We start from the raw sequence: 26,966 nt of genomic DNA, 5'->3' as shown, positions 1-26,966 counted from the left end.
GTCAGGCGTTCACCGCCACCGATCAGAATGCCATCGACGTCTGCAGATAGACGGTGCGCGGCTGGCCGAGGTACTTGCCGCTGTTGTTGTCGTCGAACGAGCGGGTGTAGTACTCACGACCGAACACGTTCTTGACCCCCGCCGCGACCGTCAGGTCGGACAGCTGCGGGCCGAAGTCGTACGCGCCGCGCAGCCCCCATACCATGTAGCCGGGAATCTCGCCGTTGTTGCCTGCCGCGTTTTCCGCCTTGGTATTGGCGTTGTCGGCGAACTGGCTGCTCTGGTAGCTGCCATCCACGCCCCACTGCCACGGGCCGGTTTCATAGCGAGCGCCCACCACGCCCTTGTGACGCGACGAGAAGGGCACCTGATTGCCCTTGTTGGCGCCGTTCTCGCGGATCTCGGCATCGACGAAGGTGTAGGTGGCGTACACCGACAGGCCGCTGAGTGCCGGGTTCAGTGCCTCCAGGGCGTAGTTGAGGCTGCTTTCCACGCCGCGATGGCGGGTCTCGCCCCGTGCGGTCACGTCGTTGGTCTGCTGGTTGCTCTCGTACTGGTTGTCGAAGTTGATCAGGAAGGCGCCGATTTCTGCCTGCAGCAGGCCATCGTCATAGCGGGTGCCGAGTTCCCAGGTACGTGCTTTCTCCGGCTCGACGTCGCCGCTGGCCAGCGCCTTGCCCATCTGGCTGTACTGCACGGCGCCGAACGAGCCCTCGGTGTTGGCGTACAGGTTGACCCGATCATTGACCCGGTACAGCACGTTCAGCGCCGGCAGGGCGGTGTTGTAGCGCCCGGCGGCACGGGTGCCGTTGAGCTTGTTGTCCTGGCGCGAGGCGATCTTCTCGTAGCGCACGCCAGGGGTAATGGTCCAGTTGCCGATATCGATACGGTCATCGATATACACCGCGCTGGCTTCGGTTTCGCCGCGGCTGTTGCGATCACGCAGGCTGGCCGTGCTGGGCAGCACACCGGTGCTGGTCGGATTGCGGAAGCGCTCTTCGTGACTTTCTTCGCTGACATAGCGATAGCCCACGCCCACCTCGTGGTTCAGGGCGCCCGTCTCGAAGGCCTGTGAGTAGCGGGTCTCGATACCGCGCACCCAGTACTCGCGCGGCGACAGGGAGAGGAAGTTGCCCTGCTCGAGGAAACCACTGCGCAGGGTCTTGGTGAAGAAGCTGGTCACGGTGAACTCGCGATCGGCGTCCGGTGTGTAGGAGTAGCTGGCGCTGGCCAGGGTGCGGCGGCCCCAGAAGCTGTCGTAGGGGCGGGTGGACTGGTACGGGTCGGCAGCGAAGGCCGCGGTACTGAGGCCGCCAGGCATGTCGGCTTCACCTTCGTAGTACTGACCCATGGCCGAGAAGGTGTGCACATCGTCGGCGCTGTATTTGCCCTTGAGGATCAGGTCGTCGATCTGCGTGTCGCTGTGCTGGCGCCAGTCGCTGCCGCGGGTGCCCGAGTAGAGCAGGGCGCCGCCCAGGCCATTTTCGTGGGTGCCGCCGATCAGCAGATTGCCGGTCTTCTTGAAGCCGTCCTGGCTGCTGGAAGGGCTGACTTCGGTCTGCAGACCGCCCTTGATGGTCGGCTGGTCAGGGATAGCGCGGGTCACGAAGTTGACGATGCCGCCGACGTTCTGTGGGCCGTAACGCACCGCGCCGCCGCCGCGAACCACGTCGATGGCGTCCATGTTGCCCAGGGAGATCGGGGCCAGGGATAGCTGTGGCTGGCCATAAGGCGCGAAGGGCACCGGAATTCCATCCATTAGTACCGTGGAGCGCGAAGCCAGGCGCGGATTGAGGCCGCGGATACCGAAGTTGAGCGCCAGGTCATGGCTGCCGGTGCCATTGTTTTCCGGCGCGTTGACGCCGGGAATGCGGTTGAGTACTTCCCGGGCACTGCTGGCTCCCACCTGCTCGAAGGTTTCGCGGCGGATCACGTCGCGGGCGCCCGGGTGGTTGTATACGTCCAGCGCATCGGCGCTGCCCAGCCAGTCACCCACCACGCTGGAGGCCTGCAACTGCAAGGGTTCGCCACTGGCAACGCTGCTCAGCGCCTGCAGACGGTAACCGCCGTCGGCGTCCCGCTCGGTGCTCAGGTCACTGCTTTGCAGTAGCTGGGCGAAGCCTTCGTCGATCCCGTAGCTGCCCTTCAGGCCGGCGCTGCTCTTGTGGGCAGTCAGCGCGGGATCGAAGGACAGCAGCACGCCACTCTGCGCGGCGAAGCGCGACAGTGCCGCACCCAGCGGGCCGGCGGGCACGTCATAGTTGCGAGTTGCCATGCTGGTCGCCGGGCTTTCGGCGGCCACGGCCAGGTTGGCGGGAAGTGCGCTCAGGGTGCCAAGGGTCAGGCCTATGGCGAGGGTGAGCGGGTGACGTGCGGTAAAGGACGTGAGCGAGACCATGTTGCCCTCCAATGGGTGGTGTATTGAAGGGCCAGTCGAGATTCGAAAAGGTACAGGCCGCGCAGACGTTTTTTCAGCGTGGCTCGATATGCACCCAGTAGCGGGTGAAGCGGCGGATGCGCACCGGCAGGTTGGCGGCCAGGGAGTCGAGGGCGCGGTCACTGTCGTTCAGCGGGAATGCACCGGATATGCGCAGGTCGGCCACCGCAGCGGCGCAGGTCACCCTGCCACGGCGCTGGCGGTCGAAGGCGTTGGCGAATTCGCCGAGGGGCATGTCGTCGGCGATCAGCATGCCGTGCAGCCAGGCGAGCAGGTCATCGCTGGCGGCGGTCGGGATTTCGCTGCCGGTGCGATACAGGCGTGACGTCTGTCCACTGTCGAGCTGGCGCTTGCTGGCCGGGGCGGCACTCGGCGTGAGCTCTACGCGGCCGCTGAATACCGCGACCCGTGTGTGCCCGGCTTGCTGGGTGACGGAGAAGCGTGTGCCGATAGGGCGTACGCTGCCTTCGGCGGTGATCACCCTTAGCGGACGGGGATCGCGGCCGGTTTCCAGCAGCAGTTCGCCATCGAGCAGATGCAGGATGCGCTCTGCGCGGCTGAATTCGACACGCACTGCGCTGCTGCTGTTGAGGTTCAGCAAGCTACCGTCGGCCAGGCGCCATTCACCCTGCTCGGCCAGGCCTGTCTGATAGTCGGCAGTCCAACGCTGCCAGGGCTGCCAGGGCTGCTCGCGCAGGGCGAACCAGCCGCTGCCGGCAACGCCGATCAGCACTGCCAGGTTCTTGATCGCACGTCGACGGCCGATACCCGCCGGGACGTTCAGCGTGGCTCTGGCCAGATCGGCCGGCAGCCCCTTGAAGTGGCCGCCGACGCCATTGGCGCAGGCCCAGGCGCGGGCATTCTCGGGTGAGGCTTCGAGCCATAGCCGCCAATGCTGCTGATCCTGTTCGCTGGCATCGCCGGCATGCAGGGTGACGAACCAGTGTGCGGCCTGGTCGAGCGCGGTCTCGGACAGCGGTTGATAGGGTGCTCGGGAGCTCATGCTCAGAGGCCTGGCTGCATGCAGTGGCGGATTGCCTTGAACATGTACTGCTTCACCGAACTGAGCGACACGCCCAGGTGCTCGGCGATCTGCTGGTAAGTCAGGCCGTCGAGTTGCGATAGCAGAAAGGCCTGACGCACCTTGGTGGGCAGACCATCGAGCAGGGCATCGATTTCCAGCAGCGTTTCCAACAGTAGATAACGCGCTTCCGGGCCTGGCAGCAGGTCTTCGGGGAGGTTTGCCAGGCTCTCCAGATACGCGCGCTCCAGCGCCTTGCGACGCAGGTGATTGACCATCAGGCCTTTGGCGACGGTGGCCAGATAGGGGCGCGGTTCGCGGATATCGGCAAGATCGCGGCGGGCAAGAATGCGCAGGAAGGTGTCATGGGCCAGGTCGGCCGCATCGAAGGCGCAACCCAGGCGCTGTTGCAGGCGCAGGCGCAGCCAGCTGTGGTGCTCGCTGTAGAGGTGATGCGCAGCGGTAGGGCTTTCGTGCAGGCTGGACAAAGTCGACATGCGCGCAATATCCGGAGAAATAAAGCGCGCTTTATATAGCAATGGTTCTTATTTGCATAGCATGATCGCTTTGTGCCGATATCCTCAGCGCACTGTGACCACCAGTTTGCCGACCGCCTTGCGCTGCGCGAGGGCATTGATGGCCGCGCCGCCGTCGGCCAGCGCATAGGTCTGTGATACCAGTGGCTTGAGCTTGCCCTCGGCATGCCAGACGAACAGCTGGCCGAAATTGGCGGCGTTGTCGGCGGGCTGACGTTGGGCGAAGGCACCCCAGAACACGCCGACCACTGCAGCGCCCTTGAGCAGCATCAGGTTCACCGGCAGTTCCGGGATACGCCCGCTGGCGAAACCGACCACCAGCAGCCGGCCGTTCCAGGCGATGCTGCGTGCTGCCTGGTCGAACAGGTCGCCACCCACCGGGTCGTAGATCACGTCGGCACCCTGGCCGTTGGTCAGGCGCTTCACTTCCTCCTTGAGGTTCTGCGTGCTGTAGTCGATCAGCTCATCGGCACCCGCCTGTTTGGCGACTTCCAGCTTGGCGGCACTGCTCGCTGCGGCGATCACTCGGGCGCCCATTGCCTTGCCGATCTCCACCGCCGCCAGGCCGACGCCGCCGGACGCGCCGAGCACCAGTAGGATTTCACCTGGCTGCAAGGCTGCGCGCTGCTTGAGGGCGTGCATGGAGGTGCCGTAGGTCATGCCGAAGGCGGCGGCGCTGATGAAGTCCATGCTGTCGGGCATCGGCAGGACGTTGTAGGCAGGCACTGCGACCTGCTCGGCGAAGCCGCCCCAGCCAGTCAGCGCCATGACCCGGGCGCCGACCTGCAGGTGGGTAACCTTGTCGCCCACCGCGCTGATCACGCCAGCCACCTCGCCACCGGGCGCAAAGGGGAAGGGCGGCTTGAACTGGTATTTGCCTTCGATGATCAGCGTGTCGGGGAAATTCACGCCGGCGGCCTGAATATCGATCAACACTTCGTTGGCCTTGGGGCGTGGGCTCTCGAGGTCTTCGAGTACCAGGGTTTCGGCGGTACCGAAGGCTTTGCACAGCAGCGCTTTCATCGCAGTCCACTCTTTAGCCGGTTGGCCCTGCAGTTTAGGTAGGCTGCTGTGCGGGTCAACGAGCATGGCTTGGTCTGATGGCTCGGTATAAGCGTTGGGATCCGCCGCAGGCGTTGCTATGCTTGCGGGCAACTCAATGGAGATCGCCCTGTGAAAACCCTCATCACGCTTCTGCTTGCCTGCGCGCTGTCGATCCCGGCTTTCGCCAATGAGGAAAAGAAGGAAGGCGAGGGCGCCGCGCCGCAGGTCATCTACCACAGCCTGACGCCTGCGTTGGTCGGTAACTTCGGCGCCGGCCCGAAGCTCAAGTACTACAAGGCTGACGTCGCACTACGCGTTACTGGCGCGGAGGCCGAAGCCAAGGTCACGCACCATGAGCCACTGATTCGCAACCAACTGGTGATGCTGTTCTCCCAGCAGACCGAGGAAAGCCTGGCCACGCCCGACGCCAAGGAAAAGCTCCGTCAGGAAGCCCTCAAGCAGGTGCAGCAGGTGCTCAGCGACGAGGAAGGCCAGCCACTGGTCGAAGACCTGCTGTTCAACAACCTGATTCTGCAGGGCTGATCAACGCAGCAGCAGGATCGCCGTCCACTGAGCTTCGGTAACCGGCATCACCGACAGGCGGCTGCCTTTTTGTACCAGCGCCAACTCCTCCAGCGCGCCCTGAGCCTTCAGTTCGGCTAGTGGGATGACCCGTGGGAAGGCTTCGACGAATGCCACGTCGATGGCCGTCCAGGGGTTCTTATCCGCGCTGGCCTTGGCATCAAAGTAGTGACTTTTCGAGTCCAGCGCCGCTGGGTCTGCATAGGGACTGCCTGCTATGCGGGCAATGCCGGCTACCCCCGGCTGCGGGCAGCTCGAGTGATAGAACAGAAACTGATCGCCTTCCTGCATGCTGCGAATGAAGTTGCGCGCCTGATAATTGCGTACGCCATCCCAGCGCGTTTCGCCCAAGCGCTGCAGGTCGTGAATGGACAGTTCGTCGGGTTCGGATTTCATCAGCCAGTAGGGCATGAACTTTGCTCTCGGGGTATCAGGGCGGTGAGTGTGCGAAGGGATTTCGGCAAATATACCTTTTTAGTCCCGGGCGATTGATCCGGAGGGGCGGTGGTGGTGAAGAGAAAACCGGATTTATTGTGGGTGTTGGTTGTGGTGTTCAGCCTGGGCGTGATGACGACCGGGTATACGCAAAGCCAGTGGCAGCAAGACTCCATGCTGCCGGTCGGTGCTCAGTCAGGCTTCATCAAGCGTTAGTGCCAGCCTTCATCGGTAACGGTGGCATTTAGCGGTATGTCCCAACTTGCCATGGACAGGCTGTCCACTTGCTGGCAAGTGTGAGCCAGCCCAAGTAGCGTCGGTTTGTGCCAATTTTTGCGCCGTGTGCGATAGGCCAGGCTGCGGTCGTAGAAGCCACCGCCCATGCCTAGCCGGCCGCCATGCTGGTCGAAGCCAACCAGTGGCAGCAGAATCAGGTCCAGTGCCCAGGTTTTACGCTGGCGCTGATTGTTGCGCCGGGGTTCGAGGATGCCGAAGCGATTGCCTGCCAATTTCTCGTGCGCATCGATGCGCTGAAACACCATGCTGGTGCGCGGCCAGGATTTCAGTACGGGCAGATAGACCTGCTTGCCGCGGGCATGAGCTGCCGCGATGAGCAGGTGCGGATCGATTTCCCCGTCGTTAGCCAGGTACAGCGCAATATGCCGGGAGCGGCGAAACAGCGGGTGTTGGGCCAGCTGACGATACAGCGCCAGGGCGGCGTTTCGTTGAGCTGCTGGGCTCAGCGCACGGCGTTGCTGGCGCAGTTTGCGGCGCAGTTGGGCGCGAGTGAGCTTATCGGTTTCGATCATGCGCAGATGAACATATCGCGGGGAGCGATTTTTAACGTCACGGGCGACGGCCCGCAGCGTTGCTGCGACAAAAGGCAGGCAACAAAAAGCCCGCTGCCAGCGTGAGCCAGCAACAGGCTATAAATTGTGACTCCCCAGCGTGCCGCTGTCGGTTTGGCCCTTGAACCCGAAAGTTCAAGGTGGAGGTTGCAGGAAACCTTAAGGCTTTCCGTCGAGCGGACATGCACACCGGCATCAACTGACAACCCCCAGGGTTGTGCGTATCGGCTCAGGGACATCACCAACTGGCGCACACTCCAGGGAGCTGCGGCGAGTATAACGCAAAGTGACGACCGTTGGTCAGACGCCACGGCCATCGGCATCATCGACCAAGGCATTGTCGACCCGCCCAAGCAGGTCACGTACGTGATCGCGGCTCGCAGTGGCCTGCTGATCCAGGTGTTGCTGTTTGTGCAGCAAGTCGTGGGTGATATTCAGTGCGGCCATCACGGCCACGCGGTCGGCGCCGATCACTTTGCCGCCGCTGCGGATCTCACGCATCTTGCCGTCCAGGTAGCGGGCGGCACTCTGCAGGTTGCTGCGCTCATCTGCAGGGCAGGTGATGCAATATTCTTTGTCCAAGATCTGAACGGTAACGGTATTCGATTGGGTCATGAGTCCTGCTCCAGGGCCTTAAGGCGCGAAATCATCGATTCGACCTTGTGCCGAGCCATTTCGTTCTTTTCGATCAGATGAGCGCGCTCTTCACGCCAAGCCTGTTCACTCTCCAGCAAGAGACGGTTTTGAGCCTTGAGGCGCTCGACGCGCTGGATAAGCAACTCCAACTTGGCCGTCAGGGCTTGTAAATCGGCGTCTTCCATTGGCTCTCGCTTTGGCATGTTCAGAGTGTATAGGCGCGTCGGCAGCGGAGTAAAAACCCGTTGATGGTCTTGGCGCGTCTGCCGATGCTAGGATACAAGCCCTCCATTCTAGTGATTGCGCCTCTTGGCGCCTAGTGATCGATGCCGACTTCCAGTTCTCCCTACGCTGCATTCGCCACCTTGCTCGCCAGTGGTGGTTCCTCTGTTTCTCCTGCCGAATTGCATGGCCTGTTGCTGGGCCGCAGTTGTGCGGGTGCCGGCTTCGAGGCCGGCCCCTGGCTGGTCGACGCCATCGAATTGCTCGGCAGCGAGCCGCCGGACAACGTCCGCCAGGCGCTGATTGGCCTGCAGGAGATGGTTCGTGGCGAGTTGACCGGTGACGATGTCACCGTGGTTTTGCTGCTGCCCTCCGACGAAGCCCCGCTGGCCGAACGTGCCGCCGCTCTAGGCCAATGGTGCCAGGGCTTCCTCGGTGGTTTCGGTCTGACCTCTGGCGATGCAGCGCTGAGCGGCGAAGCCATGGAAGTGCTGCAGGATTTGTCTGCCATCGCTCAAGTGCAAAATGCCTTGGATGAGTCCGAGGACGGCGAGAACGATTACATGGAGGTCACCGAGTACCTGCGTGTGGCGCCGTTACTGCTGTTCGCCGAGTGCAACAAGCCGGCTGCCCCAGCGCCGAAGCCTTCGCTGCACTGATCCCGCCCTTTATTCGACTGATCGGAACCTAGCCTGCCCATGACCAGCATCTCCAAAGCGGAATACGCCCGTCGACGCAAGGCGCTGATGGCGTTGATGGAACCCAACAGCATCGCCATTCTGCCGGCGGCGCCTGTGTTCATCCGCAACCGTGATGTTGAACATGTGTATCGCCAGGACAGTGACTTCCAGTACCTGTCCGGCTTTCCTGAGCCCGATGCGGTGATCGCGTTGATTCCCGGCCGCGAGCACGGTGAATACGTGCTGTTCTGCCGCGAGCGTGATCCTGAGCGTGAGCTGTGGGATGGCCTGCGTGCCGGTCAGGAAGGCGCCATCAGCCGCTACGGAGCGGACGATGCCTTTCCCATCGGCGATATCGACGACATCCTGCCGGGGCTGATCGAAGGTCGTGAGCGTGTCTATTACGCCGTGGGTACCAACCCGGAGTTCGATCGCCACCTGATGGAGTGGGTCAACGTGATCCGCTCCAAGGCCCGCCAGGGCGCCACGCCGCCGAAAGAATTCGTCGCCCTCAACCACTTCCTCCACGACCTGCGTTTGTACAAGTCGGCCGGGGAGGTGAAGGTGATGCGCGAAGCGGCGCAGATTTCCGCCCGTGCCCATATCAAGGCGATGCAGGCCAGCCGCGCTGGGCTGTATGAATACCATCTGGAAGCAGAGCTGGATTACGAGTTCCGCAAGGGCGGCTCGAAGATGCCGGCCTACGGCTCCATCGTCGCGGCGGGCAAAAACGCCTGCATTCTGCATTACCGCGAGAACGACGCTCTGCTGAAGGACGGTGACGTGGTGCTGATCGACGCCGGCTGCGAGATCGACTGCTATGCCAGCGACATCACCCGCACCTTTCCGGTCAGCGGTACCTTCACGCCCGAGCAGAAGGCCATCTACGAGATTGTGCTGGCGGCCAACATGGAAGCCTTCAAACACATCGCGCCGGGTCGTCACTGGAACGAGGCGCATGAGGCCACGGTGCGGGTGATCACCGCCGGCCTGGTCGAGTTGGGTCTGCTCAAGGGCAATGTCGATGAGCTGATCGCCGCGGAAGCCTACAAACCGTTCTACATGCACCGCGCCGGCCACTGGCTGGGCATGGACGTGCATGACGTCGGCGAGTACAAGGTCGGCGGCGAATGGCGTGTGCTCGAAGTGGGCATGGCCATGACCGTCGAACCGGGTATTTACATTGCCGTGGATAACCAGAATGTCGCCAAGAAATGGCGTGGCATCGGCGTGCGCATCGAGGACGATGTCGTCGTGACCAAGACCGGTTGCGAGATTCTCACCGGCGACGTCCCCAAGACCGTCGACGAGATCGAGGCACTGATGGCCGCCGCTCGCGCGCAGGTGGCCTGAGGCCATGCTGCGGGTCGATCTGGCGATCATTGGCGGTGGTCTGGTCGGTGCCAGCCTGGCGCTGGCACTGCAGGGCGAGGCACGCAAGCGCGGCTGGAAAATCGCTTTGATCGAGCCATTCGCTCCCGGCGAAGGCTACCAGCCAAGCTACGATGCCCGCTCCACGGCACTGTCCTACGGCTCGCGGCTGATCTACGAAGATCTTGGCCTGTGGCCGGCGATCGCCGAGCATGCCACTCCCATCGAGCAGATACACGTATCGGATCGCGGCCGCTTCGCCGCCGCGCGGCTGAATGCCGAGGAGGAAGGTGTTCCGGCCCTGGGCTATGTGGTGGAAAACGCCTGGCTTGGCCACTGCCTGTGGCAGGCGCTCGACGCCGAAGTGATCCAGTGGCGCTGCCCGGCCCAGGTCGAGCGGATGGAGGCGCTGCCGGATGGCTATCGCCTGACCCTCGATGACGAAAGCCTGATCGACTGCTCCCTGGCGGTGCTTGCCGATGGTGGACGCTCCTCGCTGCGTGAGCAGTTGGGCATCACCGTGAATCAGCGGCCTTACGACCAGACCGCGGTGATCGCCAATATCACGCCTTCCCGCCCGCACGCTGGCGAAGCCTTCGAACGCTTCACCGAGTCCGGGCCACTGGCGCTGCTGCCGCTGTCCGAGAATCGCTGTGCGCTGGTGTGGACGCACCCGAGCGGCGATGTCGAGCGTCTGCTCAAGCTGGACGAGCGCGCCTTCCTCGCCGAGCTGCAGGAGGCCTTCGGTTATCGCCTCGGTGCGTTGCGTCAGGTCGGCGCGCGGCTGCCTTATCCGCTGGTGCTGGTCGAGGCGGCCGAGCAGGTACGCGCCAATCTGGTGGTGCTGGGCAATGCTGCCCACAGCCTGCACCCGATTGCCGGGCAGGGCTTCAACCTGTCGTTGCGTGATGTGCGGGCCCTGGCTGATACCGTGCTGTCGGGCTCCGCACCGCTTGGCGACCTGGCCACTCTGCAGCGCTACGCCAGTGCTCAGGCTGGCGATCAGGCCTTCACCGTTGGCTTCTCGGATCAGGTCACCCGGCTGTTCAGCACCGACCAGCCGCTGCTCGCCGCGGGGCGCAACCTTGGCCTGCTCGGTCTTGAATTGCTGCCGCCGGCCAAGCGCTGGTTCGCACGTCAGGCCATGGGCATGGGTACTCGCGGTACCCAGCGATGAACGCCCGCCGGCTGGCGCGCAAGGCTCGCCTGCTGCGCTGGGTCATGAATTGCTACCCGCCCTATCTGGGCGCTGGGGTATGGATTCGGCGCATCGCCGCGGATTTTCGTCAGGTCGACGTGAAGATGCGCCTGGGCTGGTACAACCGCAATTACGTGGGCACCCAGTTCGGCGGCAGCCTATATTCGATGACCGATCCTTTCTACATGTTGATGCTGATGGAGAACCTGGGCCGCGATTACGTGGTCTGGGACAAGGCCGCCAGCATCGATTTCATCGCACCCGGCAGAGGCCCGGTATTCGCCTCGTTCGCCATCGACCAGGCATTCGTCGACGAGGTGCGTCAGCACACCGCTGCGGGTGAGAAGTACCTGCCCGAGTTGCAGGTGGAAGTCCGTGATGGCGATGGCACCCTGGTCGCACGGGTACATAAGACGCTTTACGTGCGGCTCAAGCCGCGCCTGCGGCAGGCAGCCTGAGGAATGGACCAAATGCATGCAGATCTGATCATCGTCGGCGCTGGAATGGTCGGCAGCGCCCTGGCTCTGGCGCTGCGCGAGCAGGGGCTGGATTGCCTGGTTCTGGACGGCGGGTCGCTGCAGGTCGAGCCGTTCGATGGCCGCGCGGCTTACGAACCGCGGGTCAGCGCACTGTCGATGGCCAGCCAGCGCATCCTCGAGCGCCTTGGCGCCTGGCCTGGCGTGCTGGCACGGCGCAGTTGCCCGTACCGCGATATGCGCGTGTGGGATGGCAGCGGCACCGGCAGCATCCATTTCAGCGCCGCCAGTGTGCATGCCAATATCCTCGGCCATATCGTCGAGAACCGCGTGGTGCAGGACGCTCTGCTCGAGCGCCTGCACGCCAGCGACGTGCGCCTGCTTGCCGATGCGCGACTGGAGCGCCTGCGCCACTCCGGTGACGACTGGCTGCTGACCCTGGCCGACGGCCGCGAATTGCGTACACCGTTGGTGGTCGCGGCAGACGGCGCCAATTCGGCGGTGCGCCGCCTGGCGGGCTGTGAAACCCGCGAGTGGGATTACCTGCACCACGCCATCGTCACCAGCGTGCGCTGTGCCAATGCGCACCAGGCCACCGCCTGGCAGCGTTTCACCGACGAGGGCCCGCTGGCCTTTCTGCCCCTGGGCGAGCGCGATGGCGAGCACTGGTGCTCGATCGTCTGGTCGACCACCCCGGAGCAGGCTGCTGATTTGATGGCGCTGGCTGACGATGAGTTTTCCACAGCCCTGGGCCAGGCGTTCGAATATCGCCTTGGCGAGGTGCTGCACGTGGATCGACGGCTGTGCATCCCGCTGCGCCAGCGCCACGCCAAGCGTTATGTCGAACCTGGGCTAGCGCTGATCGGCGATGCCGCCCACACCATCCACCCGCTGGCCGGCCAAGGCGTCAACCTGGGCTTTCTCGACGCCGCGGTGCTCGCCGAGGTGCTGGCGCAGGCAGCCGGGCGTGGTGAACGACTTGCCGACGAGCGCGTGCTGAGCCGCTACGAGCGCCGCCGCATGCCCCACAACCTGGCGATGATGGCGGCGATGGAAGGCTTCCAGCGGCTGTTCCAGAGCGACTCGCTGACGCTGCGCTTGCTGCGCAATACTGGCTTGGGAGTGGTCGATGGCCTGGACGAGGCCAAAGCGCTGTTCGTGCGCCAGGCACTGGGCCTGAGCGGCGATCTGCCGGATCTGGCCAGGGCCCGCTAAGCGCTGCACGGGGCGTTCAGGCCTTGCGTCATACCTGTGGCTGGAAGACAATGCGATGCATTATCATCTTTCGCCCTGGTGCTGCCATGTCCGGCACGGATCATTCCGCGTTGCATCTTCTCTACAGCGAACACAACGGCTGGCTCAAAAGCTGGCTGCGGGCACGCCTGGGCAATACCAGCGATGCTGCTGACCTCGCCCAGGACACCTTCCTGCGGGTGCTCAGCGCCCGTGACGTGCAGGCCATTCGCGAGCCGCGCACCTACTTGAGCGCCATTGCCCGCGCGCTGATGATCGACAAGTTCCGTCGCCAGGCCGTCGAGCAGGCCTATCTCGATGTACTGGCGCTGCGTCCCGAGCCCATGGACATTTCGCCGGAGACCCGTCTGCTGATCCTCGAAACCCTCACGGCGGTCGATGCCATGCTCGACGGTCTTGGTGAGCGCACACGGCGGATCTTTCTGACGGTGCAGTTGGAAGGGCTCAGCTATGTCGCCACTGGTGAGCGCCTCGGCGTGTCGGTGACCACGGTGAAGAAGCACATGATCCGCGCAATGACCCACTGCCTGTTGCTGATGGACGACTGAGCCATGGATCGCCAGACCCTGGAAGCGGCCGCCACCTGGTACGTGCAGCTCAACGCCACGCCGCCGAGCGAAGCCGAGTGCAAGGCGCACCGTGAGTGGCTGGCGCAGCACCCCCGGCATCGCCAGGCCTGGGCGCGGGTGGAGCGCTTGCAGCATCAGCTCGGCGGCTTGCCTGCCGATGTCGCGCTACCCGCGTTGGACGGTGTGCGGGCGCGGCGACGGGTGGTGCTGAAAACACTAGGCCTGCTGCTCGCCTCCGGGGCGGCGGGCTGGGCGTCCTTTGACCTGGCGCCGAAGCAGGGCTGGCTTGCCGATCAGCGCACGGCTACCGGCGAGCGCCGCCACCTGCAACTGAGCGATGGCAGCGTGCTCGATCTGAATACCGCGACGGCAGTGGATATCCGTTTCGACACCAGCCTTCGTCAATTGCAACTGCACCGCGGTGAGATTCTCGTGCGTACCGCTGCCGATCCGGCCGGACGGCCCTTCGTGGTACATACCGCGCAGGGCAGCGTACGAGCGTTGGGCACGTGTTTCAGCGTGCGCTGCGAGGGCGACAGCACTCAGGTTGCGGTGCTGGAGGATGCGGTCGAGGTACGTGCCGCCCGGCAGCCCAATCGGGCGGTGCGCATCGGCGCCAATCAACGGGTCGCTGTCGAGGCCGCTGCGGTCGGTACGCCCGACACATTGCCGCCGGGAGCGGGTGCCTGGGCCCAGGGCATGCTGACGGTGATCGACTGGCGTCTAGATGCCTTCATCGCCGAGTTGGCGCGCTACCGTCCCGGTTATCTGAAGTGTGCCGATGCGGTGGCTGGTCTGCGCCTGTCTGGCGCTTTTCGGATCGACGACACGGACATCATTCTGGAAAACCTGGGCGCCTCGTTGCCCATTCGGGTGCGTTACCTGAGTCGCTATTGGGCGCGTATCGAGCCTGCCTGAACGGTTTTGCAAAAAAATAGCTATTGGGGGTTGCCGATTTTCATTCTCATTCGGCCAAGCACATGAAGCGGTTTTGCATCACCGCGGATCTGCCCAGCTCATGACAAGGAAATGACCATGCCCCGCTTTCTCTCGTCGGCCAAGCCGATGGCCCGCGCCGTTCACCTGGCCCTGTTCGGGTTGACCTGCGCGTCGATACCTCTTCTCTTTGCAATGCCAGGCCAGGTTCTGGCGCAGGAGGCGGCGGTACAGAGCTACCGCATTGCCCCAGGCTCGCTGGGCACCGCGCTGAGCCAGCTCGCGACGGTAGCCGGAGTAACGCTTTCATTCGCTGCCGTACAAACCGACGGGCTCGACTCGCCAGGCCTGCAGGGCGATTACGGCGTGGACGAAGGGCTCGCTCGCCTGCTGCAGGGTAGCGGTTTGCAGGCCCAGCGTCAGGGCAATGGCAGCTATGTACTGGTGCCGACCCGTCAGGTTCAGGGAAAGGGGTTGGAGCTGTCTGCACTGAGCATTTCCGGCAAGGCGCCGGGGTCGACCACCGAGGGCACGGGCTCTTACACCACCGAATCGTCCAGCAGCTCGACGCGCCTGAACCTGTCCCTCAAGGAGACGCCACAATCGGTCACCGTGCTGACCCGCCAGCGCCTGGATGACCAGAACCTCGACAGCCTGACCGATGCCCTGGATGCCACCGCCGGCATCACCGTGATTCGCGAAAGCCTGGGCGCTGACAGCACCACCTATCTGTCGCGCGGCTTCGCCATCCGCAACTTCGCCATCGACGGCGTGCCGACGTCGGCGGGGATGGACAACTACACCCAGAACACCGCCATGTACGACCGGATAGAGGTGGTGCGTGGCGCCACGGGGTTGGTTAGCGGCCTGGGCAATCCTTCCGCGACCATCAACCTGATCCGCAAGCGCCCGGGCATTGAGCCTCAGGTGCAGTTGTCGGCAGAAGCCGGTAGCTGGGATCGTTATGGCCTGGGTGTGGATGTCGGCGGCGCGTTGACCGAGAGTGGCAACGTACGCGGGCGTTTCGTCGTCGATCACAAGGATCAGCACGCTTGGATCGACCGCTTCAGCCAGGAGGTGAGTACCTTGTACGGGATTACCGAGCTGGATCTGAGCGAATCCACCTTGCTGACCCTGGGTTTCAGCCATCAGACGACCAACAGCAACGCACCAATGCGTACTGGTTTTCCGCTGTTCACTACCAGCGGCGAAAGAACCGACATCAAGCGCTCGTTCAACAGCTCGCCTGACTGGACGTACTACGATCGCCAGCAGAGCACGCTGTTCACCTCCGTCGAGCAGCAGTTTGCCAATGGCTGGAGCGGCAAGGTGGAGTACAGCCACGCGCGCAACGATTACGACACCGTGGTCAGCTACATGGATGGCCTCATCAACCCGGCCACCGGCTCGGGTGCCTACATCATGCCGACCCGCTGGCAGGCGACGCCCGAACAGGACAATCTCGACGCCTATCTCACTGGCTTCTTCCCACTGCTGGGCCGCGAGCATGAGCTTATCGGCGGGGTGACCCTGTCGCGCCTCGAGGAGCGGGGAACCTCCAACTATGGCGGCTGGCAGCGTCCGGGCTCCGGCTATGCCGGCAGCATCGACAACATCTACGGCTGGAACGGCCAGGCGCCGAAGCCGGTATTCAACAAGATCGGTGAAAGCGACCTGACCGAAACCCAGTACGCCGCCTACCTGACGTCGCGCTGGCACCTGACCGATGCGGCCAGCCTGATCCTTGGTACGCGTGTGGTGGACTGGAATCGCGAAAGCAAAAGCCGCTTGTATGGAGGCGCCACCAGCAAAACGGAGCGCACCGAAACCGGCATCGTCATTCCCTATGCCGGCTTCGTCTACGACCTCAGCGACACCTGGACGGCCTATGCGAGCTACACGCAAATCTTCAACCCGCAGAACGCCAACATCCGCGACGTCAATGGCACACCTCTGGACCCTCAGGAAGGCACTGGCTACGAGCTCGGGCTGAAGGCCGACTTCTACGACGGGCGCCTCAATGGCAGCGTGGCGGTGTTTCGTGTCGAGCAGGACAACCTCGCGGTGGCTAACGGCAGCTTGCTGCAGCCCAACGGCTTCCAGGCCTACAAGGCGGAAAATGGCACCACCAGCGAAGGTGTGGAGCTGGAGGTCAATGGTGAGCTGGCCGACGGTTGGCAGCTCACGGGTGGCTACTCCTACAGCGTCAGTTTCAATGATGACGACAAACGCATCGTCACCGAGATCCCGCGCAACAGCGTCAAGCTTTTCACCAGCTATCGGCTGCCGGGTGCTCTGGACAAGCTGACCGTCGGCGGCGGCGTGAACTGGCAGAGCGAGAGTGGCTACGACCTCAGTTATGCGACCACGCAGAGCAGTTATGCGCTGGTCAACCTGATGGCGAAGTACCAGGTCACACCGGCGCTGTCGGCATCGGTGAACCTCAACAACCTGTTCGACAAGGAGTACCTCACCACCACGGCGGCAGGTTTGTATGGCGCGCCGCGCAACGTCATGACCAGCCTGCAGTACAACTACTGATCAGGCGTCGAGTGCCCACACGGATGTGGGCGCTCGCTGTTCAGGGACAGCGGTAATATCTGGCAATGACCTAACGGTGTGCGTTGTAGATGCGAGTCACTATCATCCTCGCTCTTCCAACTCCAATAGGTCTTCACCATGTCGGTACGCCGCGCGCTTCTCGCTGTTTTCACCCTCAGTACGCTTGCCAGCGCTGTGCAGGCGGCCGATGAAGTGGTCGTCTACTCCTCGCGTATCGACGAGCTGATCAAACCGGTGTTCGATGCCTACACCGCCAAGACCGGGGTTGCGGTGAAGTTCATCACCGACAAGGAAGCGCCGCTGATGGAGCGCATCAAGGCCGAAGGCGAGAACACGCCAGCGGATCTGCTGCTCACCGTAGATGCCGGCAACCTCTGGCAAGCCGAACAGATGGGCATTCTGCAACCGATGAAGTCCAGCGTTGTCGACGCCAACATTCCTGCTCAGTACCGCGCCAGCAGCGGTGCCTGGACTGGCCTGTCGCTGCGTGCGCGCACCATCGTGTTTTCGCCTGAGCGTGTGAAAGATGGCGAGCTGACCACCTACGAAGCGCTGGCCGACAAGAACTGGGAAGGCCGCCTGTGCCTGCGTACAAGCAAGAAGGTCTACAACCAGTCGCTCACCGCCACGCTGATCGAAACCCATGGCGAGGCCAAGACCGAAGAGATCATCAAGGGTTGGGTCAACAACCTGGCCACGGACGTATTCCCCGATGACAACTCGGTGATCAACGCCGTTGCCGCTGGCCAGTGCGACGTGGGCATCGTCAATACCTACTACTTCGGTCGTCTGCACGAGCAGAAGCCTGATCTCAAAGCCAAGCTGTTCTGGCCGAATCAGAATGATCGCGGGGTGCACGTCAACCTGTCTGGTGTCGGCCTGACCAAGAATGCGCCGAACCCCGAAGCCGCTCAGAAACTGGTCGAGTGGATGACCAGTGCCGAGGCGCAAAACATCTTTGCCGACGCCAACAAGGAGTTTCCGGCCAATCCAAAGGTCAAGCCATCTTCCGAAGTCGCCTCTTGGGGTGAGTTCAAGGCCGACAGCATCGCCGTGGAAGTGGCAGGTAAGCGCCAGGCCGAAGCTATCCGCCTGATGGATCGTGCTGGCTGGAACTGATCACTGACTGCTGTGCCTGAACGGGCCCTAAACCCACTCGTCAGACACTGGTAATTCGACGCCCCGGCCTGTCCGGGGCGTCGTGCTTTGCGCTTTCTAGGAGTTTGCGTGGCTCATCCCGCCCAGCGCCGCTGGTATCCCATCGCCTTTGCCGTGGCCCTGTTGGTGCTCATGCCCCTGCTGGTTCTGCTGGCCAGCTGGCACGAGGTGGATCGGCAGATCTGGTCGCACCTGTGGGAGACGCAACTGCCACGGCTGATCGGCAACACCCTGACCCTGGTGCTTGGCGTGGGCGTTGGCGTAACGGTGCTGGGCGTGAGCCTGGCCTGGCTGACCAGCCTTTGCGAATTCCCCGGGCGGCGCTGGCTCGATTGGGCGCTGATGCTGCCATTCGCCATTCCCGCGTATGTACTGGCGTTCGTGTTCGTCGGCCTGCTGGATTTCTCCGGGCCGGTACAAACCCTGGCGCGTGAATGGTTCGGCAGTGGCGTGCGGTTTCCGCGAGTGCGTTCCACCGGCGGGGTGATCATCGTTCTGGTGCTGGTGTTCTACCCCTACGTTTACCTGCTCGCGCGCAATGCATTCCTGGCCCAGGGCCGGGGGCTGATGGAGGCGGCACGCACCCTCGGTCATTCGCCTTGGCAAGCTTTCTGGCGGGTCGCCCTGCCCGTGGCACGACCCGCCATTGGTGCCGGGCTGGCGCTGGCGCTGATGGAGACCCTGGCCGACTTCGGCGCCGTGTCGGTCTTCAATTTCGATACCTTCACCACGGCCATCTACAAGACCTGGTACGGCTTCTATAGTCTGGGCAGCGCCGCGCAGCTGGCTTGCCTGCTGCTGTTCGCGGTGATGCTGGTGCTTTACGGCGAGCGTCGCGCACGTGGTGCGGTGCGGCCTTGCGCCGAGCGAGCGCGTAGCGGGGCGCTGTACCATCTTCGTGGATGGCGCGCGTTCGCAGCCAGTGGCGGGTGCCTGCTGGTGTTCGCCTGCGGGTTCGTCATCCCGGTGCTGCAACTGCTGGTGTGGTTCTGGCAGCGCGGGCGCTTCGATCTGGATGAGCGTTACCTGGCGCTGATCCTGCACACCCTGTACCTGGGCGTAATGGCGGCACTGATCACGGTGTCTGTGGCGTTGCTGCTGGCGTTCGCCCGGCGTCTGGCACCTACGCGGCTGATGGGCGCCACCGTCGGTCTGGCCAACCTCGGCTATGCGCTACCTGGTTCGATGCTGGCCGTGGCGATCATGCTGGCCTTCAGCGGCCTGGACAACGGGGTGGTCATCCCGCTGTCGACATGGCTGGGTGGCGCCGGCAAAGCCCTGCTGCTCGGCAGCCTTGGCGCGTTGTTGCTGGCTTATCTGATCCGCTTTCTGGCAGTGGCCTACGGGCCGCTGGAAAACAGCCTGGCGCGGATTCGTCCTTCGCTGCCGCAAGCATCGCGCAGCTTGGGCGTCGGCGGTGTGCCGCTGTTTTTGCGTGTGTATCTGCCACTGCTGATGCCCGGCGCTTTGGCCGCGGCGCTGCTGGTGTTCGTCGATGTGCTCAAGGAAATGCCCGCCACGCTGTTGATGCGCCCGTTCGGCTGGGACACCCTGGCCGTACGCATCTTCGAAATGACCAGTGAAGGTGAGTGGGCGCGGGCCGCATTGCCGGCGCTGACGCTGGTGCTGGTGGGCCTGCTACCGGTGATTCTGCTCATCCGCCGCTCTGCCCGGCGATTCGGATAAACGGTCTCCAGGCAGGCGCAGAGCCGCTCCATGGCCCGCCTGGCGGGCTTTGTTACAAGGCTTGCCAATGTCCAAGATGACCGGCCCCGACCATGCGGCTACAATGCGCGCCATTCGCTGCGGCCCGTCATGCAGCCATTTCCAAAATCATCTGGAATGGCCCGATCAGTGCGCGCCACGGCCTTGCAACGCCCGGAAGGAGATCCCATGGGACAGCGCACACCTCTTTACGACCTGCACCTCGCGCTCGGCGCGAAGATGGTCGACTTCGGCGGCTGGGACATGCCGCTGCACTATGGCTCGCAGGTCGAGGAGCACCACCAGGTGCGTCGTGACTGCGGGGTTTTCGACGTCTCGCACATGACCGTCGTCGATGTGCTGGGGGGCGAAGCCCAAGTCTACCTGCAGCACCTGCTGGCCAACGATGTGGCGCGTCTGCAAGCGCCGGGCAAGGCGCTGTACAGCGCCATGCTCAACGAAGAAGGCGGCGTGATCGATGACCTGATCGTCTATCTGCTCGAGGCCTCGAGTGCGCCGACCTACCGGTTGGTAGTCAATGCCGCGACCCGCGACAAGGATCTGGCCTGGATGCGTGCGCAGAGCACCGACTTCGCTGTCGAACTGCGCGAGCGCAGCGATCTGGCGATGTTCGCCATCCAGGGGCCCAAGGCACGCCCCAAGACCAGCGAGCTGGTGAGCCAGGCCCGTGCCAGCCTGATCCACGAGCTCAAGCCGTTCCAGGGGTTGCCCGATGGTGAATGGTTCATCGCGCGTACCGGCTACACCGGTGAAGATGGTCTGGAAATCATGTTGCCGGCTGGCGAAGCGGTGACCTTTTTCAATGACCTGGTCGGCGCGGGTATTTCACCGATCGGCCTGGGTGCACGCGATACGTTGCGCCTGGAAGCCGGCATGAATCTCTATGGCCAGGACATGGACGAGCAGGTTTCCCCGCTGGCTGCCAACTTGGCCTGGACGTTGGCCTGGGAGCCAGCCGAGCGCGCTTTCATCGGCCGTGAGGCGTTATTGCGTCAGTATCAGGACGGTTCGCACTCGCGTCTGGTTGGCGTGGTGCTCGAGGAGCGTGGCGTGCTGCGAGCTCAGCAGGTGGTTCGGGTCGATGGCGTGGGCGAGGGTGAGATCACCAGCGGCAGCTTTTCGCCCACACTGGGCAAGTCCATCGCCCTGGCTCGTGTGCCGGCCAAGACGGGGGATCGCGCTGAGGTGGAAATCCGCGGTAAGTGGTACCCGCTACGCGTTGTGCAGCCGAATTTCGTACGCCACGGTAAAGTGTTGATCTGATACGGTCGACTCGTTACGGTCGCTGCATGCGAGCGGCTGGATGCAACCTGTGCGCACCTGCTAAATTTCCCTGACGGCGCGGTCGCCGTCCTGTCTGATGAGGAACGACAACATGAGCTCTATCCCCGCCGATCTGCGTTACGCCACCAGCCACGAGTGGGCGCGACTGGAGGCCGACGGCAGCGTAACCGTGGGCATCTCCGATCATGCTCAGGAAGCTCTGGGCGATGTGGTGTTCATCGAATTGCCGGAAGTCGGCAAGGTGCTGGAAGCTGGCCAGGACGCTGGTGTGGTGGAATCGGTGAAGGCCGCATCCGACATTTATTCGCCGGTCGGTGGTGAAGTGATCGCAATCAACGAGACACTCACTGACAGCCCGGAAAGCGTCAACAATGATCCGTACGGCAGCTGGTTCTTCAAACTGCAGCCTAGCGACGCCGCGCAACTGGAGAAGCTGCTCGACAGCGCTGGTTATGAGGCGAGCATCGACGGCTGAGTCTTCGAGGCTGTATAGAAAAAGCCGGCTATCCAGGCTGTGTGAAAACTACTGCGCTCGGTCATGCGGCGTTAAAAACCGGCTCAAAATGCTCATTTACAACTCGTAAACTGCGCTTTTTCGCCGGTTTTTGCCTTGCCTGACCTTCGCTCGCTACGTTTTCACACGGCCTGTTTCGAGCCGGCTTTTTTATCACTGCTGGGCAGTGAGGATCGCAGTAGCCAGCTCCAGGTCGCTGGCTTGCAGATCAGGATGATCCGCACGGATTTTCTGCAGTGCGGCTTCCAGGTACGGCCCGCGGATCTCGCCATTAGTGGCGACATAACTGCTGGCGTCATCCTGCGCAGGGATGATCATCTTGTTGTCCTTGAACGTCAGGTAGGTCGACGCAGTGGTCGCACCCGACGAGAGGATATCGCGCAGGTTGGCGGAGAATGCCTGGGAGGATGCGGCCAAGAACAGGCCGGCGAACAACAACGAACTTAAACGGCGCATAGCAGTAACTCCTGTTGATTTTCCTATTGCTTAGGAGTGTGCAGCGCTGCGACTGGTTCCACCGTATTCTCGGATAGCGGTCTGCGTGCAGTGCTGGTATCGCGAGTGAGTCGTTTCAGGTGTCTGCCGCACGAACCTTCAGCAAGACACCGTCCTGGCCAATCACTTCTATCAGGGTGCCGGCCGGCATGTCCGGACCAACCACCAGCCACAGTGAGTCTCCTGCCTTGATCTTGCCGCGCCCCCCAGCGATAGCTTCGTGCAGCACGAAGCGTCGTCCCTGCAGTTCCTGGCCGCGGCGGTTCAGGCCCGGCTGCTCGGAGGTTTGACCAGAACTGCGCTGGCGCCGCCACCAGAACACCGCCGTCAGCACGGACAGGCTGCCAAACAGGATGAATTGCAGCGCCCATGGCGTGTCGGGGATCACGTAGGTCAATACACCGATACTGGCCGCGGCGATGCCTATCCACAGCAAGTAACCGCCCGCACCGAACACCTCGAGAATCAGCAGCACGGTGCCGAGTGCCAGCCAGTCCCAGAACGTCAGGTTCTGCAGATAAGCCAGCATGACTCAGGCCTTCTTGTCGGAAAATGTAGCTTTGACGATCTCGCCAATACCACCGATCGAGCCGATCATCTGGCTGGCTTCCAGTGGCATCAGGATAACCTTGCTGTTGTTGGCGCTGGCCAGTTTACCGAGGGCGTCGATGTACTTCTGGGCAACGAAGTAATTGACCGCCTGCACATTACCCTCGGCAATTGCCACCGAGACCACGCGCGTCGCCTCGGCCTCTGCAGCGGCAGCCCGTTCACGCGCTTCTGCCTCGAGAAACGCCGCCTGGCGCTCGCCCTCTGCCTCGAGGATCTGCGCTTGCTTCTTGCCTTCCGCAGTGAGGATGGCGGCGGCACGCAGGCCTTCAGCCTCGAGAATTTGCGCACGTTTGATGCGTTCGGCCTTCATCTGGCCGGACATCGCCGCCATCAAGTCGGCAGGCGGGCTGATGTCCTTGATCTCGATCCGGGTGATTTTGATGCCCCAGGGCGCGGTAGCCTCGTCAACGGTTCTCAGCAACTTCTCGTTGATGCCGTCACGCTGGCTGAGCATGGCGTCCAGCTCCATGGAACCGAGCACGGTACGGATGTTGGTCTGCAGCAGGTTGCGAATGGCGTGTTCGAGGTTGTTCACCTCGTAGGCGGCCTGGGCTGAATTGATCACCTGAAAGAAGCACACCGCATCGATCTGCACGGTGGCGTTGTCCGCTGTGATGACTTCCTGAGGCGGAATGTCGAGCACGCTTTCCATTACATTGAGTTTGCGGCCGACGCGATCCATCACCGGCACGATGATATTCAGGCCGGGTTTGAGTGTGGTGGTGTAGCGTCCAAAGCGCTCGACTGTCCATTCCGACCCTTGCGGGACGACCTTGAAGCCCATGAAGACAATGGCGAATGCCAAGCCAACGAAGAGGAAGACGACTGCAGTACCGATTTCCATAAAAAGAAGATCCCTGTTGAATGTCTATTCGAATGGGCTGCAAGCGTACTGGAGATTGCGTTGCAATGATGCGGACTTAGAGTTCGAAACGTTTCACCGAGGCCTGCACCGCTTCGGCCGAGTTATTCATGTGCACCAACATGGTGGCCAGATCCTGCATGGCCAGATTGTTATGTTGGGCCACCTCACTGATCATCTCCACACGTTTGGCGACTTCGTTGCTAGCCTTGGATTGTTCGCTGATGGTGTGGGAAATCTCATCGACCATCTGCGCCGAGCGCTGCACGCCCTGGCGAATATCGCTGATCGAGGTGTTGGCCTGCTGCGCCATGCCGACGCCGTCGTTCACCCGGCTGACACCCGAATCCATGCTCTTGACGGCCTGCGCGGTGGATTCGCGAATGCGCTGGATCATCCCGGTAATTTCCTGGGTCGACTGCGCGGTACGCGCTGCCAGGCTGCGCACTTCGTCGGCCACCACGGCAAAGCCCCGCCCGGCCTCACCGGCACGTGCCGCCTCGATGGCAGCATTGAGTGCGAGCAGGTTGGTCTGCTCGGCGATGCCTCGGATCACCTGGATGATCGAGTTGATTTCCTCGGATGACTGGCCCAGTGCGGTAATGGTCTGCGAGGACTGATTGACCGCATCGGCAATGTGATTCATGCCCTCTACCACGCCGAGAATGACCTGCCCGCCACTGTTGGTCAGGTGCTCCGACTGTTCGGAGATGTCGCGGGCGCTGCGTGCGTGTTCGGCGATCTGCGCGATATTACCGATCATCTGCTCCATGGCGGCGGCCATGCTGGTCGCGCTGTCGGCTTGCTCGCTGGCGCCTCTGGCCACCGAGCTGGAGGTTCGACTGATATTCTGGGACGTCTTGCGCAGCTCTTCACTCTCGCTACGAATCGTCTCGATCATCTTGCGCAGGCTGATCTGCATATCCGCCAGGGCCTGTTGCAGTTGGCCGGCTTCGTCATTGCTATCGACGCTGATGCTCGTGCTCAGGTTACCCTGGGCCATGGTACGCGCAGCGTGGATGACTTTCGCCAAGGGCTGCAGTACCGACTGCAGCAGGCGCCGGGTAATCCACAGGATCAGTAGGCACGCCAGACCCAGGCCGATCCATTGCCACCATGATGCCTTGCGCACCATGGCCTCGCTGTCCGTTCGGGTCTGTGCCACGCTGGCTTCTATCAGCGCGCTGACGGTTTCATTGCGCTCTTCCAGCTCGCTGAAGCTGCGCGAGAACTCGGGCATCAGCGTGCGTGCTGTTGTGGGATCAACGAGGGCTTGCTCGACGATGCGGGTCGCTGATTGGATGTAGTTTTCCAGCGCCGGGCCGAGCTCATCGATGGCCTTGCGAGTGTTGGCAGCCAGCGGCAGCTTGCTGTTTTCTGCCATGGCCTGACGAAAGCGATCGCTGTGTTCTTTCAGGTCATCGCGCACCTGAGTGGCCGCAGCGCTGTCACCGGGTACGGTGAGGAATGCTCCCAGCACATCGGCGCGCAAGGCGTCGTGCATCATGTCGCCGTCCATGTGATTGCGCAGTGCGTTGGCATTCACTTCGTTGGCGGCCAGGGCATTTCCCAGCAGTGCCTGGCCCCAGAGGCCGATGCCTCCCACCAGAAGTGTGGCAATGATGCTGACAGCCCCGCAGGCAAGCATCTTCTGGCGGATATTCATGGCGCCGCTCCTGGCTGAATCGGGCCCGGTGAGCCCGTTTAGCGGAGATTAACGCTGCTCGCTTTGCGGTGTCACGCGCAACACTTCCTCAATGGTGGTCTGGCCAGCGGCGATCTTCTGCGCGCCGGACAGGCGAAGGCTGCGCATACCGTCCTTGAAGGCCTGGCGGCGCAGTGGGGTGAGGTCAGTGTCGGCACTGATCAATGGCTTGAGGCTGTCGTTTAGTACCATGATTTCATACACCCCAGCGCGTCCGCGGTAACCGGTTTCCCGGCACTCCACGCAGCCCACGGCGCGGTGCGCGCCGGTTGGCAGCGGTGCGTTCCAGGGCCGGGTCAACTCCTGCCAGTCTGCTTCTTCGAGCTCGAGAGGCGCCTTGCAGTGTGGGCACAGCGTACGCACCAGACGCTGGGCCATGACGCCGAGCAAGGTGGCCTTGAGCAGGTAGTGCGGCACGCCCAGTTCGAGCAGGCGCGTGATGGCGCTTGGCGCGTCGTTGGTGTGCAAGGTCGACAGCACCAGGTGGCCGGTCAGTGCTGCCTGGATGGCCATCTCGGCGGTTTCCAGGTCGCGGATCTCGCCGACCATGATGATATCCGGGTCCTGGCGCATCAGCGCTCGCACGCCGCTGGCGAAGGTCAGGTCGATGTTGTGTTGCACCTGCATCTGGTTGAAGGCGCCCTCGATCATCTCGATGGGGTCTTCGATGGTGCACACGTTCACCTCGTCGGTCGCCAGCTGCTTGAGTGTGGTGTACAGCGTGGTGGTCTTGCCCGAGCCGGTGGGGCCGGTAACCAGAATGATGCCGTTGGGCTGGCGGGTCATGCTCTCCCAACGTTTGAGGTCGTCCGGGCTGAAGCCCAACTGGTCGAAGCCGCGCAGCAGCACGTCCGGGTCGAAGATCCGCATCACCATCTTCTCGCCGAAGGCGGTCGGCAGGGTCGACAGGCGCAGCTCGACCTCGTTACCGGCGGGCGTTTTGGTTTTCACCCGGCCGTCCTGGGGCTTGCGCTTTTCGGCGACGTTCATCCGCCCCAGCGTCTTCAGACGGCTGACGATAGCCATGGTGACCTGGGCCGGGAACTGGTAGACGGTGTGCAGCACGCCGTCGATGCGAAAGCGCACGCTGCCTTGTTCCCGTCGCGGCTCGATGTGGATGTCACTGGCGCGCTGCTGGAAAGCGTACTGGAACAGCCAGTCGACGATGTTCACCACGTGGGCGTCGTTGGCGTCCGGTTCCTGATCCTGTGCGCCGAGGTTGAGCAGTTGCTCGAAGTTGCCGACGTTGCTGATCTTCGCATCGCTGTTCGTCGCGCCGCTGACCGAGCGGGCCAGGCGATAGAACTCCACGGTGAAACGTTGGATGTCCGCCGGGTTGGCTACCACACGCTTGATCGAGCGCTTCAGTACGTGGGTGAGGTTGGCTTCCCAACCGTGCATGAAGGGCTGGGCGCTGGCGATGGTCACCGATTCGGCGTTCACCGCGACGGCCAGGATCTTGTGCCGCTGGGCGAAGGCGTAGGACATCAGCGGCGTGACCGCTGCGGCGTCGATCTTCAGTGGGTCGATACGCAGATAAGGCTGGCCCGCAAGCTCTGCCAACCACAGGGTCAGACCTTCCAGATCGTGCTTGCGTCCCGGTCTCGACAGATCGTCGAGTTGCTGAGCAGCCATAAACTCCAGCGGATGCAGGTCGTTGTTGGCACCACTACGGCGGATTGCCAGGCATTGCTCGGCATTCTCCTGGGAGACCCGCCCTTGGGCAACCAGCTCGCGCAACAGCTCGTTGAGATCCAGCAGGCGGTCGGGGGCGGAAGGCGAGAGGCTGGACATGCGGGCTCCT

At 62.9% G+C, this 26,966-nt stretch carries 26 protein-coding genes, 1 other RNA gene and 1 pseudogene; 13 read left to right on the top strand and 15 right to left on the bottom strand.

The window, feature by feature from the left end; genetic code table 11:
* Positions 1–22 precede the first annotated feature (22 nt).
* The 4 genes from fecA to ACZ3GY_RS17040 all read right to left on the bottom strand — a co-directional run bounded on the left by fecA (position 23) and on the right by ACZ3GY_RS17040 (position 5,017).
* Positions 23–2,398, bottom strand: a complete 2,376-nt coding sequence (gene fecA, locus ACZ3GY_RS17055) for a TonB-dependent Fe(3+) dicitrate receptor FecA (RefSeq protein WP_465911220.1) — start codon at positions 2,396–2,398, stop codon at positions 23–25.
* A gap of 73 nt (positions 2,399–2,471) precedes the next feature.
* Positions 2,472–3,440 carry a FecR domain-containing protein gene (locus ACZ3GY_RS17050; RefSeq protein WP_465911219.1) on the bottom strand — a complete coding sequence of 323 codons (969 nt, stop codon included), beginning with the start codon at positions 3,438–3,440 and terminating at the stop codon, positions 2,472–2,474.
* 2 nt (positions 3,441–3,442) lie between these two features.
* On the bottom strand, positions 3,443–3,955 hold the full coding sequence (locus ACZ3GY_RS17045; RefSeq protein WP_465911217.1) for a sigma-70 family RNA polymerase sigma factor: 513 nt from the start codon (positions 3,953–3,955) through the stop codon (positions 3,443–3,445).
* An 84-nt stretch (positions 3,956–4,039) separates the two neighbouring features.
* Positions 4,040–5,017 carry an NADPH:quinone oxidoreductase family protein gene (locus ACZ3GY_RS17040; RefSeq protein ID WP_465911216.1) on the bottom strand — a complete coding sequence of 326 codons (978 nt, stop codon included), beginning with the start codon at positions 5,015–5,017 and terminating at the stop codon, positions 4,040–4,042.
* A gap of 150 nt (positions 5,018–5,167) precedes the next feature.
* Here ACZ3GY_RS17040 and ACZ3GY_RS17035 point away from each other — a divergent pair, with 150 nt between their 5' ends.
* Positions 5,168–5,581 carry a flagellar basal body-associated protein FliL gene (locus ACZ3GY_RS17035; RefSeq protein ID WP_465911214.1) on the top strand — a complete coding sequence of 138 codons (414 nt, stop codon included), beginning with the start codon at positions 5,168–5,170 and terminating at the stop codon, positions 5,579–5,581.
* On the opposite strand, the gene ACZ3GY_RS17030 is transcribed toward ACZ3GY_RS17035, so the two are convergent.
* The 5 genes from ACZ3GY_RS17030 to ACZ3GY_RS17010 all read right to left on the bottom strand — a co-directional run bounded on the left by ACZ3GY_RS17030 (position 5,582) and on the right by ACZ3GY_RS17010 (position 7,724).
* The gene (locus ACZ3GY_RS17030) at positions 5,582–6,031 is read right to left on the bottom strand and encodes an EVE domain-containing protein (RefSeq protein WP_463562520.1); all 450 of its coding nucleotides are present in this window, start codon (positions 6,029–6,031) and stop codon (positions 5,582–5,584) included. It abuts the gene before it with no gap.
* 236 nt (positions 6,032–6,267) lie between these two features.
* Positions 6,268–6,864 (bottom strand): 5-formyltetrahydrofolate cyclo-ligase, encoded by a 597-nt coding sequence (locus ACZ3GY_RS17025; protein WP_465911213.1) that lies wholly within the window; start codon positions 6,862–6,864, stop codon positions 6,268–6,270.
* 127 nt (positions 6,865–6,991) lie between these two features.
* A non-coding RNA gene (gene ssrS, locus ACZ3GY_RS17020) (6S RNA) lies at positions 6,992–7,170 on the bottom strand.
* 33 nt (positions 7,171–7,203) lie between these two features.
* Entirely contained in the window at positions 7,204–7,518 is a 315-nt protein-coding gene (locus ACZ3GY_RS17015; RefSeq protein WP_225837836.1) for a cell division protein ZapA, read from the bottom strand.
* Positions 7,515–7,724 carry a TIGR02449 family protein gene (locus ACZ3GY_RS17010; RefSeq protein ID WP_027908823.1) on the bottom strand — a complete coding sequence of 70 codons (210 nt, stop codon included), beginning with the start codon at positions 7,722–7,724 and terminating at the stop codon, positions 7,515–7,517. The genes ACZ3GY_RS17015 and ACZ3GY_RS17010 overlap by 4 nt, the downstream gene beginning before the upstream one ends.
* A 141-nt stretch (positions 7,725–7,865) precedes the next feature.
* On the opposite strand from ACZ3GY_RS17010, the gene ACZ3GY_RS17005 reads away from it, so the two are divergent.
* The 12 genes from ACZ3GY_RS17005 to gcvH all read left to right on the top strand — a co-directional run bounded on the left by ACZ3GY_RS17005 (position 7,866) and on the right by gcvH (position 21,449).
* On the top strand, positions 7,866–8,420 hold the full coding sequence (locus ACZ3GY_RS17005) for a YecA/YgfB family protein (RefSeq protein WP_463562518.1): 555 nt from the start codon (positions 7,866–7,868) through the stop codon (positions 8,418–8,420).
* 39 nt (positions 8,421–8,459) lie between these two features.
* A complete protein-coding gene (pepP, locus tag ACZ3GY_RS17000) occupies positions 8,460–9,794 on the top strand; it encodes a Xaa-Pro aminopeptidase (protein ID WP_465911211.1) in 1,335 nt (444 codons plus the stop codon).
* Positions 9,795–9,798: 4 nt separating this feature from the next.
* A complete protein-coding gene (gene ubiH, locus ACZ3GY_RS16995) occupies positions 9,799–10,989 on the top strand; it encodes a 2-octaprenyl-6-methoxyphenyl hydroxylase (protein WP_465911210.1) in 1,191 nt (396 codons plus the stop codon).
* Positions 10,986–11,468: a DUF4442 domain-containing protein gene (locus ACZ3GY_RS16990; protein ID WP_225837843.1), complete on the top strand. Its 483-nt coding sequence runs from the start codon at positions 10,986–10,988 to the stop codon at positions 11,466–11,468. The genes ubiH and ACZ3GY_RS16990 overlap by 4 nt, the downstream gene beginning before the upstream one ends.
* Positions 11,469–11,480: 12 nt before the next feature.
* A complete protein-coding gene (locus tag ACZ3GY_RS16985; RefSeq protein WP_465911208.1) occupies positions 11,481–12,701 on the top strand; it encodes a 2-octaprenyl-3-methyl-6-methoxy-1,4-benzoquinol hydroxylase in 1,221 nt (406 codons plus the stop codon).
* Between the two features lie 86 nt (positions 12,702–12,787).
* Positions 12,788–13,288: a sigma-70 family RNA polymerase sigma factor gene (locus tag ACZ3GY_RS16980; protein ID WP_465911207.1), complete on the top strand. Its 501-nt coding sequence runs from the start codon at positions 12,788–12,790 to the stop codon at positions 13,286–13,288.
* A gap of 3 nt (positions 13,289–13,291) precedes the next feature.
* Positions 13,292–14,227 (top strand): FecR domain-containing protein, encoded by a 936-nt coding sequence (locus ACZ3GY_RS16975; RefSeq protein WP_463562513.1) that lies wholly within the window; start codon positions 13,292–13,294, stop codon positions 14,225–14,227.
* A gap of 117 nt (positions 14,228–14,344) precedes the next feature.
* Positions 14,345–16,786: a TonB-dependent siderophore receptor gene (locus tag ACZ3GY_RS16970; RefSeq protein WP_465911206.1), complete on the top strand. Its 2,442-nt coding sequence runs from the start codon at positions 14,345–14,347 to the stop codon at positions 16,784–16,786.
* A 138-nt stretch (positions 16,787–16,924) separates the two neighbouring features.
* A complete protein-coding gene (locus tag ACZ3GY_RS16965; RefSeq protein WP_465911205.1) occupies positions 16,925–17,926 on the top strand; it encodes an extracellular solute-binding protein in 1,002 nt (333 codons plus the stop codon).
* A 108-nt stretch (positions 17,927–18,034) separates the two neighbouring features.
* Positions 18,035–19,651, top strand: coding sequence for an ABC transporter permease (locus tag ACZ3GY_RS16960; protein WP_465911204.1), 1,617 nt, complete (start codon positions 18,035–18,037; stop codon positions 19,649–19,651).
* Positions 19,652–19,858: 207 nt separating this feature from the next.
* A complete protein-coding gene (gene gcvT / locus ACZ3GY_RS16955) occupies positions 19,859–20,953 on the top strand; it encodes a glycine cleavage system aminomethyltransferase GcvT (protein ID WP_465911203.1) in 1,095 nt (364 codons plus the stop codon).
* Between the two features lie 112 nt (positions 20,954–21,065).
* The gene (gene gcvH, locus ACZ3GY_RS16950; protein ID WP_465911202.1) at positions 21,066–21,449 is read left to right on the top strand and encodes a glycine cleavage system protein GcvH; all 384 of its coding nucleotides are present in this window, start codon (positions 21,066–21,068) and stop codon (positions 21,447–21,449) included.
* Positions 21,450–21,641: 192 nt separating this feature from the next.
* Here the strand turns inward: gcvH and ACZ3GY_RS16945 are convergent, their stop codons facing one another.
* The 6 genes and pseudogenes from ACZ3GY_RS16945 to tfpB all read right to left on the bottom strand — a co-directional run bounded on the left by ACZ3GY_RS16945 (position 21,642) and on the right by tfpB (position 26,956).
* Positions 21,642–21,944 (bottom strand): DUF2388 domain-containing protein, encoded by a 303-nt coding sequence (locus ACZ3GY_RS16945; RefSeq protein ID WP_465911201.1) that lies wholly within the window; start codon positions 21,942–21,944, stop codon positions 21,642–21,644.
* A 115-nt stretch (positions 21,945–22,059) separates the two neighbouring features.
* Positions 22,060–22,512 carry an NfeD family protein gene (locus ACZ3GY_RS16940; RefSeq protein WP_463562506.1) on the bottom strand — a complete coding sequence of 151 codons (453 nt, stop codon included), beginning with the start codon at positions 22,510–22,512 and terminating at the stop codon, positions 22,060–22,062.
* 3 nt (positions 22,513–22,515) lie between these two features.
* The gene (locus ACZ3GY_RS16935) at positions 22,516–23,439 is read right to left on the bottom strand and encodes an SPFH domain-containing protein (protein WP_463562505.1); all 924 of its coding nucleotides are present in this window, start codon (positions 23,437–23,439) and stop codon (positions 22,516–22,518) included.
* A gap of 76 nt (positions 23,440–23,515) precedes the next feature.
* Positions 23,516–24,229: a methyl-accepting chemotaxis protein gene (locus ACZ3GY_RS16930; RefSeq protein ID WP_465911841.1), complete on the bottom strand. Its 714-nt coding sequence runs from the start codon at positions 24,227–24,229 to the stop codon at positions 23,516–23,518.
* Between the two features lie 144 nt (positions 24,230–24,373).
* Positions 24,374–24,592: pseudogene (locus ACZ3GY_RS16925) on the bottom strand (HAMP domain-containing protein); the annotation flags it as partial.
* A 579-nt stretch (positions 24,593–25,171) separates the two neighbouring features.
* Positions 25,172–26,956 carry a type IV pilus assembly ATPase TfpB gene (tfpB, locus tag ACZ3GY_RS16920; RefSeq protein ID WP_465911199.1) on the bottom strand — a complete coding sequence of 595 codons (1,785 nt, stop codon included), beginning with the start codon at positions 26,954–26,956 and terminating at the stop codon, positions 25,172–25,174.
* Positions 26,957–26,966: the final 10 nt, after the last annotated feature.

This window comes from Pseudomonas sp. PME37.24/006 (assembly GCF_055556635.1).
The sequence above is the reverse complement of the archived record's forward strand: the minus strand, read 5'-3'. Positions and strand labels throughout refer to the sequence as shown.

Excerpts from the sequence above, each read along its gene's own strand:
- fecA (WP_465911220.1), bottom strand. The coding sequence starts at position 2,398 with ATGGTCTCGCTCACGTCCTTTACCGCACGTCACCCGCTCACCCTCGCC.
- ACZ3GY_RS17050 (WP_465911219.1), bottom strand. The coding sequence starts at position 3,440 with ATGAGCTCCCGAGCACCCTATCAACCGCTGTCCGAGACCGCGCTCGAC.
- ACZ3GY_RS17045 (WP_465911217.1), bottom strand. The coding sequence starts at position 3,955 with ATGTCGACTTTGTCCAGCCTGCACGAAAGCCCTACCGCTGCGCATCAC.
- ACZ3GY_RS17040 (WP_465911216.1), bottom strand. The coding sequence starts at position 5,017 with ATGAAAGCGCTGCTGTGCAAAGCCTTCGGTACCGCCGAAACCCTGGTA.
- ACZ3GY_RS17030 (WP_463562520.1), bottom strand. The coding sequence starts at position 6,031 with ATGCCCTACTGGCTGATGAAATCCGAACCCGACGAACTGTCCATTCAC.
- ACZ3GY_RS17025 (WP_465911213.1), bottom strand. The coding sequence starts at position 6,864 with ATGATCGAAACCGATAAGCTCACTCGCGCCCAACTGCGCCGCAAACTG.
- ACZ3GY_RS17015 (WP_225837836.1), bottom strand. The coding sequence starts at position 7,518 with ATGACCCAATCGAATACCGTTACCGTTCAGATCTTGGACAAAGAATAT.
- ACZ3GY_RS17010 (WP_027908823.1), bottom strand. The coding sequence starts at position 7,724 with ATGGAAGACGCCGATTTACAAGCCCTGACGGCCAAGTTGGAGTTGCTT.
- ACZ3GY_RS17005 (WP_463562518.1), top strand. The coding sequence starts at position 7,866 with ATGCCGACTTCCAGTTCTCCCTACGCTGCATTCGCCACCTTGCTCGCC.
- pepP (WP_465911211.1), top strand. The coding sequence starts at position 8,460 with ATGACCAGCATCTCCAAAGCGGAATACGCCCGTCGACGCAAGGCGCTG.
- ubiH (WP_465911210.1), top strand. The coding sequence starts at position 9,799 with ATGCTGCGGGTCGATCTGGCGATCATTGGCGGTGGTCTGGTCGGTGCC.
- ACZ3GY_RS16990 (WP_225837843.1), top strand. The coding sequence starts at position 10,986 with ATGAACGCCCGCCGGCTGGCGCGCAAGGCTCGCCTGCTGCGCTGGGTC.
- ACZ3GY_RS16985 (WP_465911208.1), top strand. The coding sequence starts at position 11,481 with ATGCATGCAGATCTGATCATCGTCGGCGCTGGAATGGTCGGCAGCGCC.
- ACZ3GY_RS16980 (WP_465911207.1), top strand. The coding sequence starts at position 12,788 with ATGTCCGGCACGGATCATTCCGCGTTGCATCTTCTCTACAGCGAACAC.
- ACZ3GY_RS16975 (WP_463562513.1), top strand. The coding sequence starts at position 13,292 with ATGGATCGCCAGACCCTGGAAGCGGCCGCCACCTGGTACGTGCAGCTC.
- ACZ3GY_RS16970 (WP_465911206.1), top strand. The coding sequence starts at position 14,345 with ATGCCCCGCTTTCTCTCGTCGGCCAAGCCGATGGCCCGCGCCGTTCAC.
- ACZ3GY_RS16965 (WP_465911205.1), top strand. The coding sequence starts at position 16,925 with ATGTCGGTACGCCGCGCGCTTCTCGCTGTTTTCACCCTCAGTACGCTT.
- gcvT (WP_465911203.1), top strand. The coding sequence starts at position 19,859 with ATGGGACAGCGCACACCTCTTTACGACCTGCACCTCGCGCTCGGCGCG.
- gcvH (WP_465911202.1), top strand. The coding sequence starts at position 21,066 with ATGAGCTCTATCCCCGCCGATCTGCGTTACGCCACCAGCCACGAGTGG.
- ACZ3GY_RS16945 (WP_465911201.1), bottom strand. The coding sequence starts at position 21,944 with ATGCGCCGTTTAAGTTCGTTGTTGTTCGCCGGCCTGTTCTTGGCCGCA.
- ACZ3GY_RS16940 (WP_463562506.1), bottom strand. The coding sequence starts at position 22,512 with ATGCTGGCTTATCTGCAGAACCTGACGTTCTGGGACTGGCTGGCACTC.
- ACZ3GY_RS16935 (WP_463562505.1), bottom strand. The coding sequence starts at position 23,439 with ATGGAAATCGGTACTGCAGTCGTCTTCCTCTTCGTTGGCTTGGCATTC.
- ACZ3GY_RS16930 (WP_465911841.1), bottom strand. The coding sequence starts at position 24,229 with ATGGAGCAGATGATCGGTAATATCGCGCAGATCGCCGAACACGCACGC.
- tfpB (WP_465911199.1), bottom strand. The coding sequence starts at position 26,956 with ATGTCCAGCCTCTCGCCTTCCGCCCCCGACCGCCTGCTGGATCTCAAC.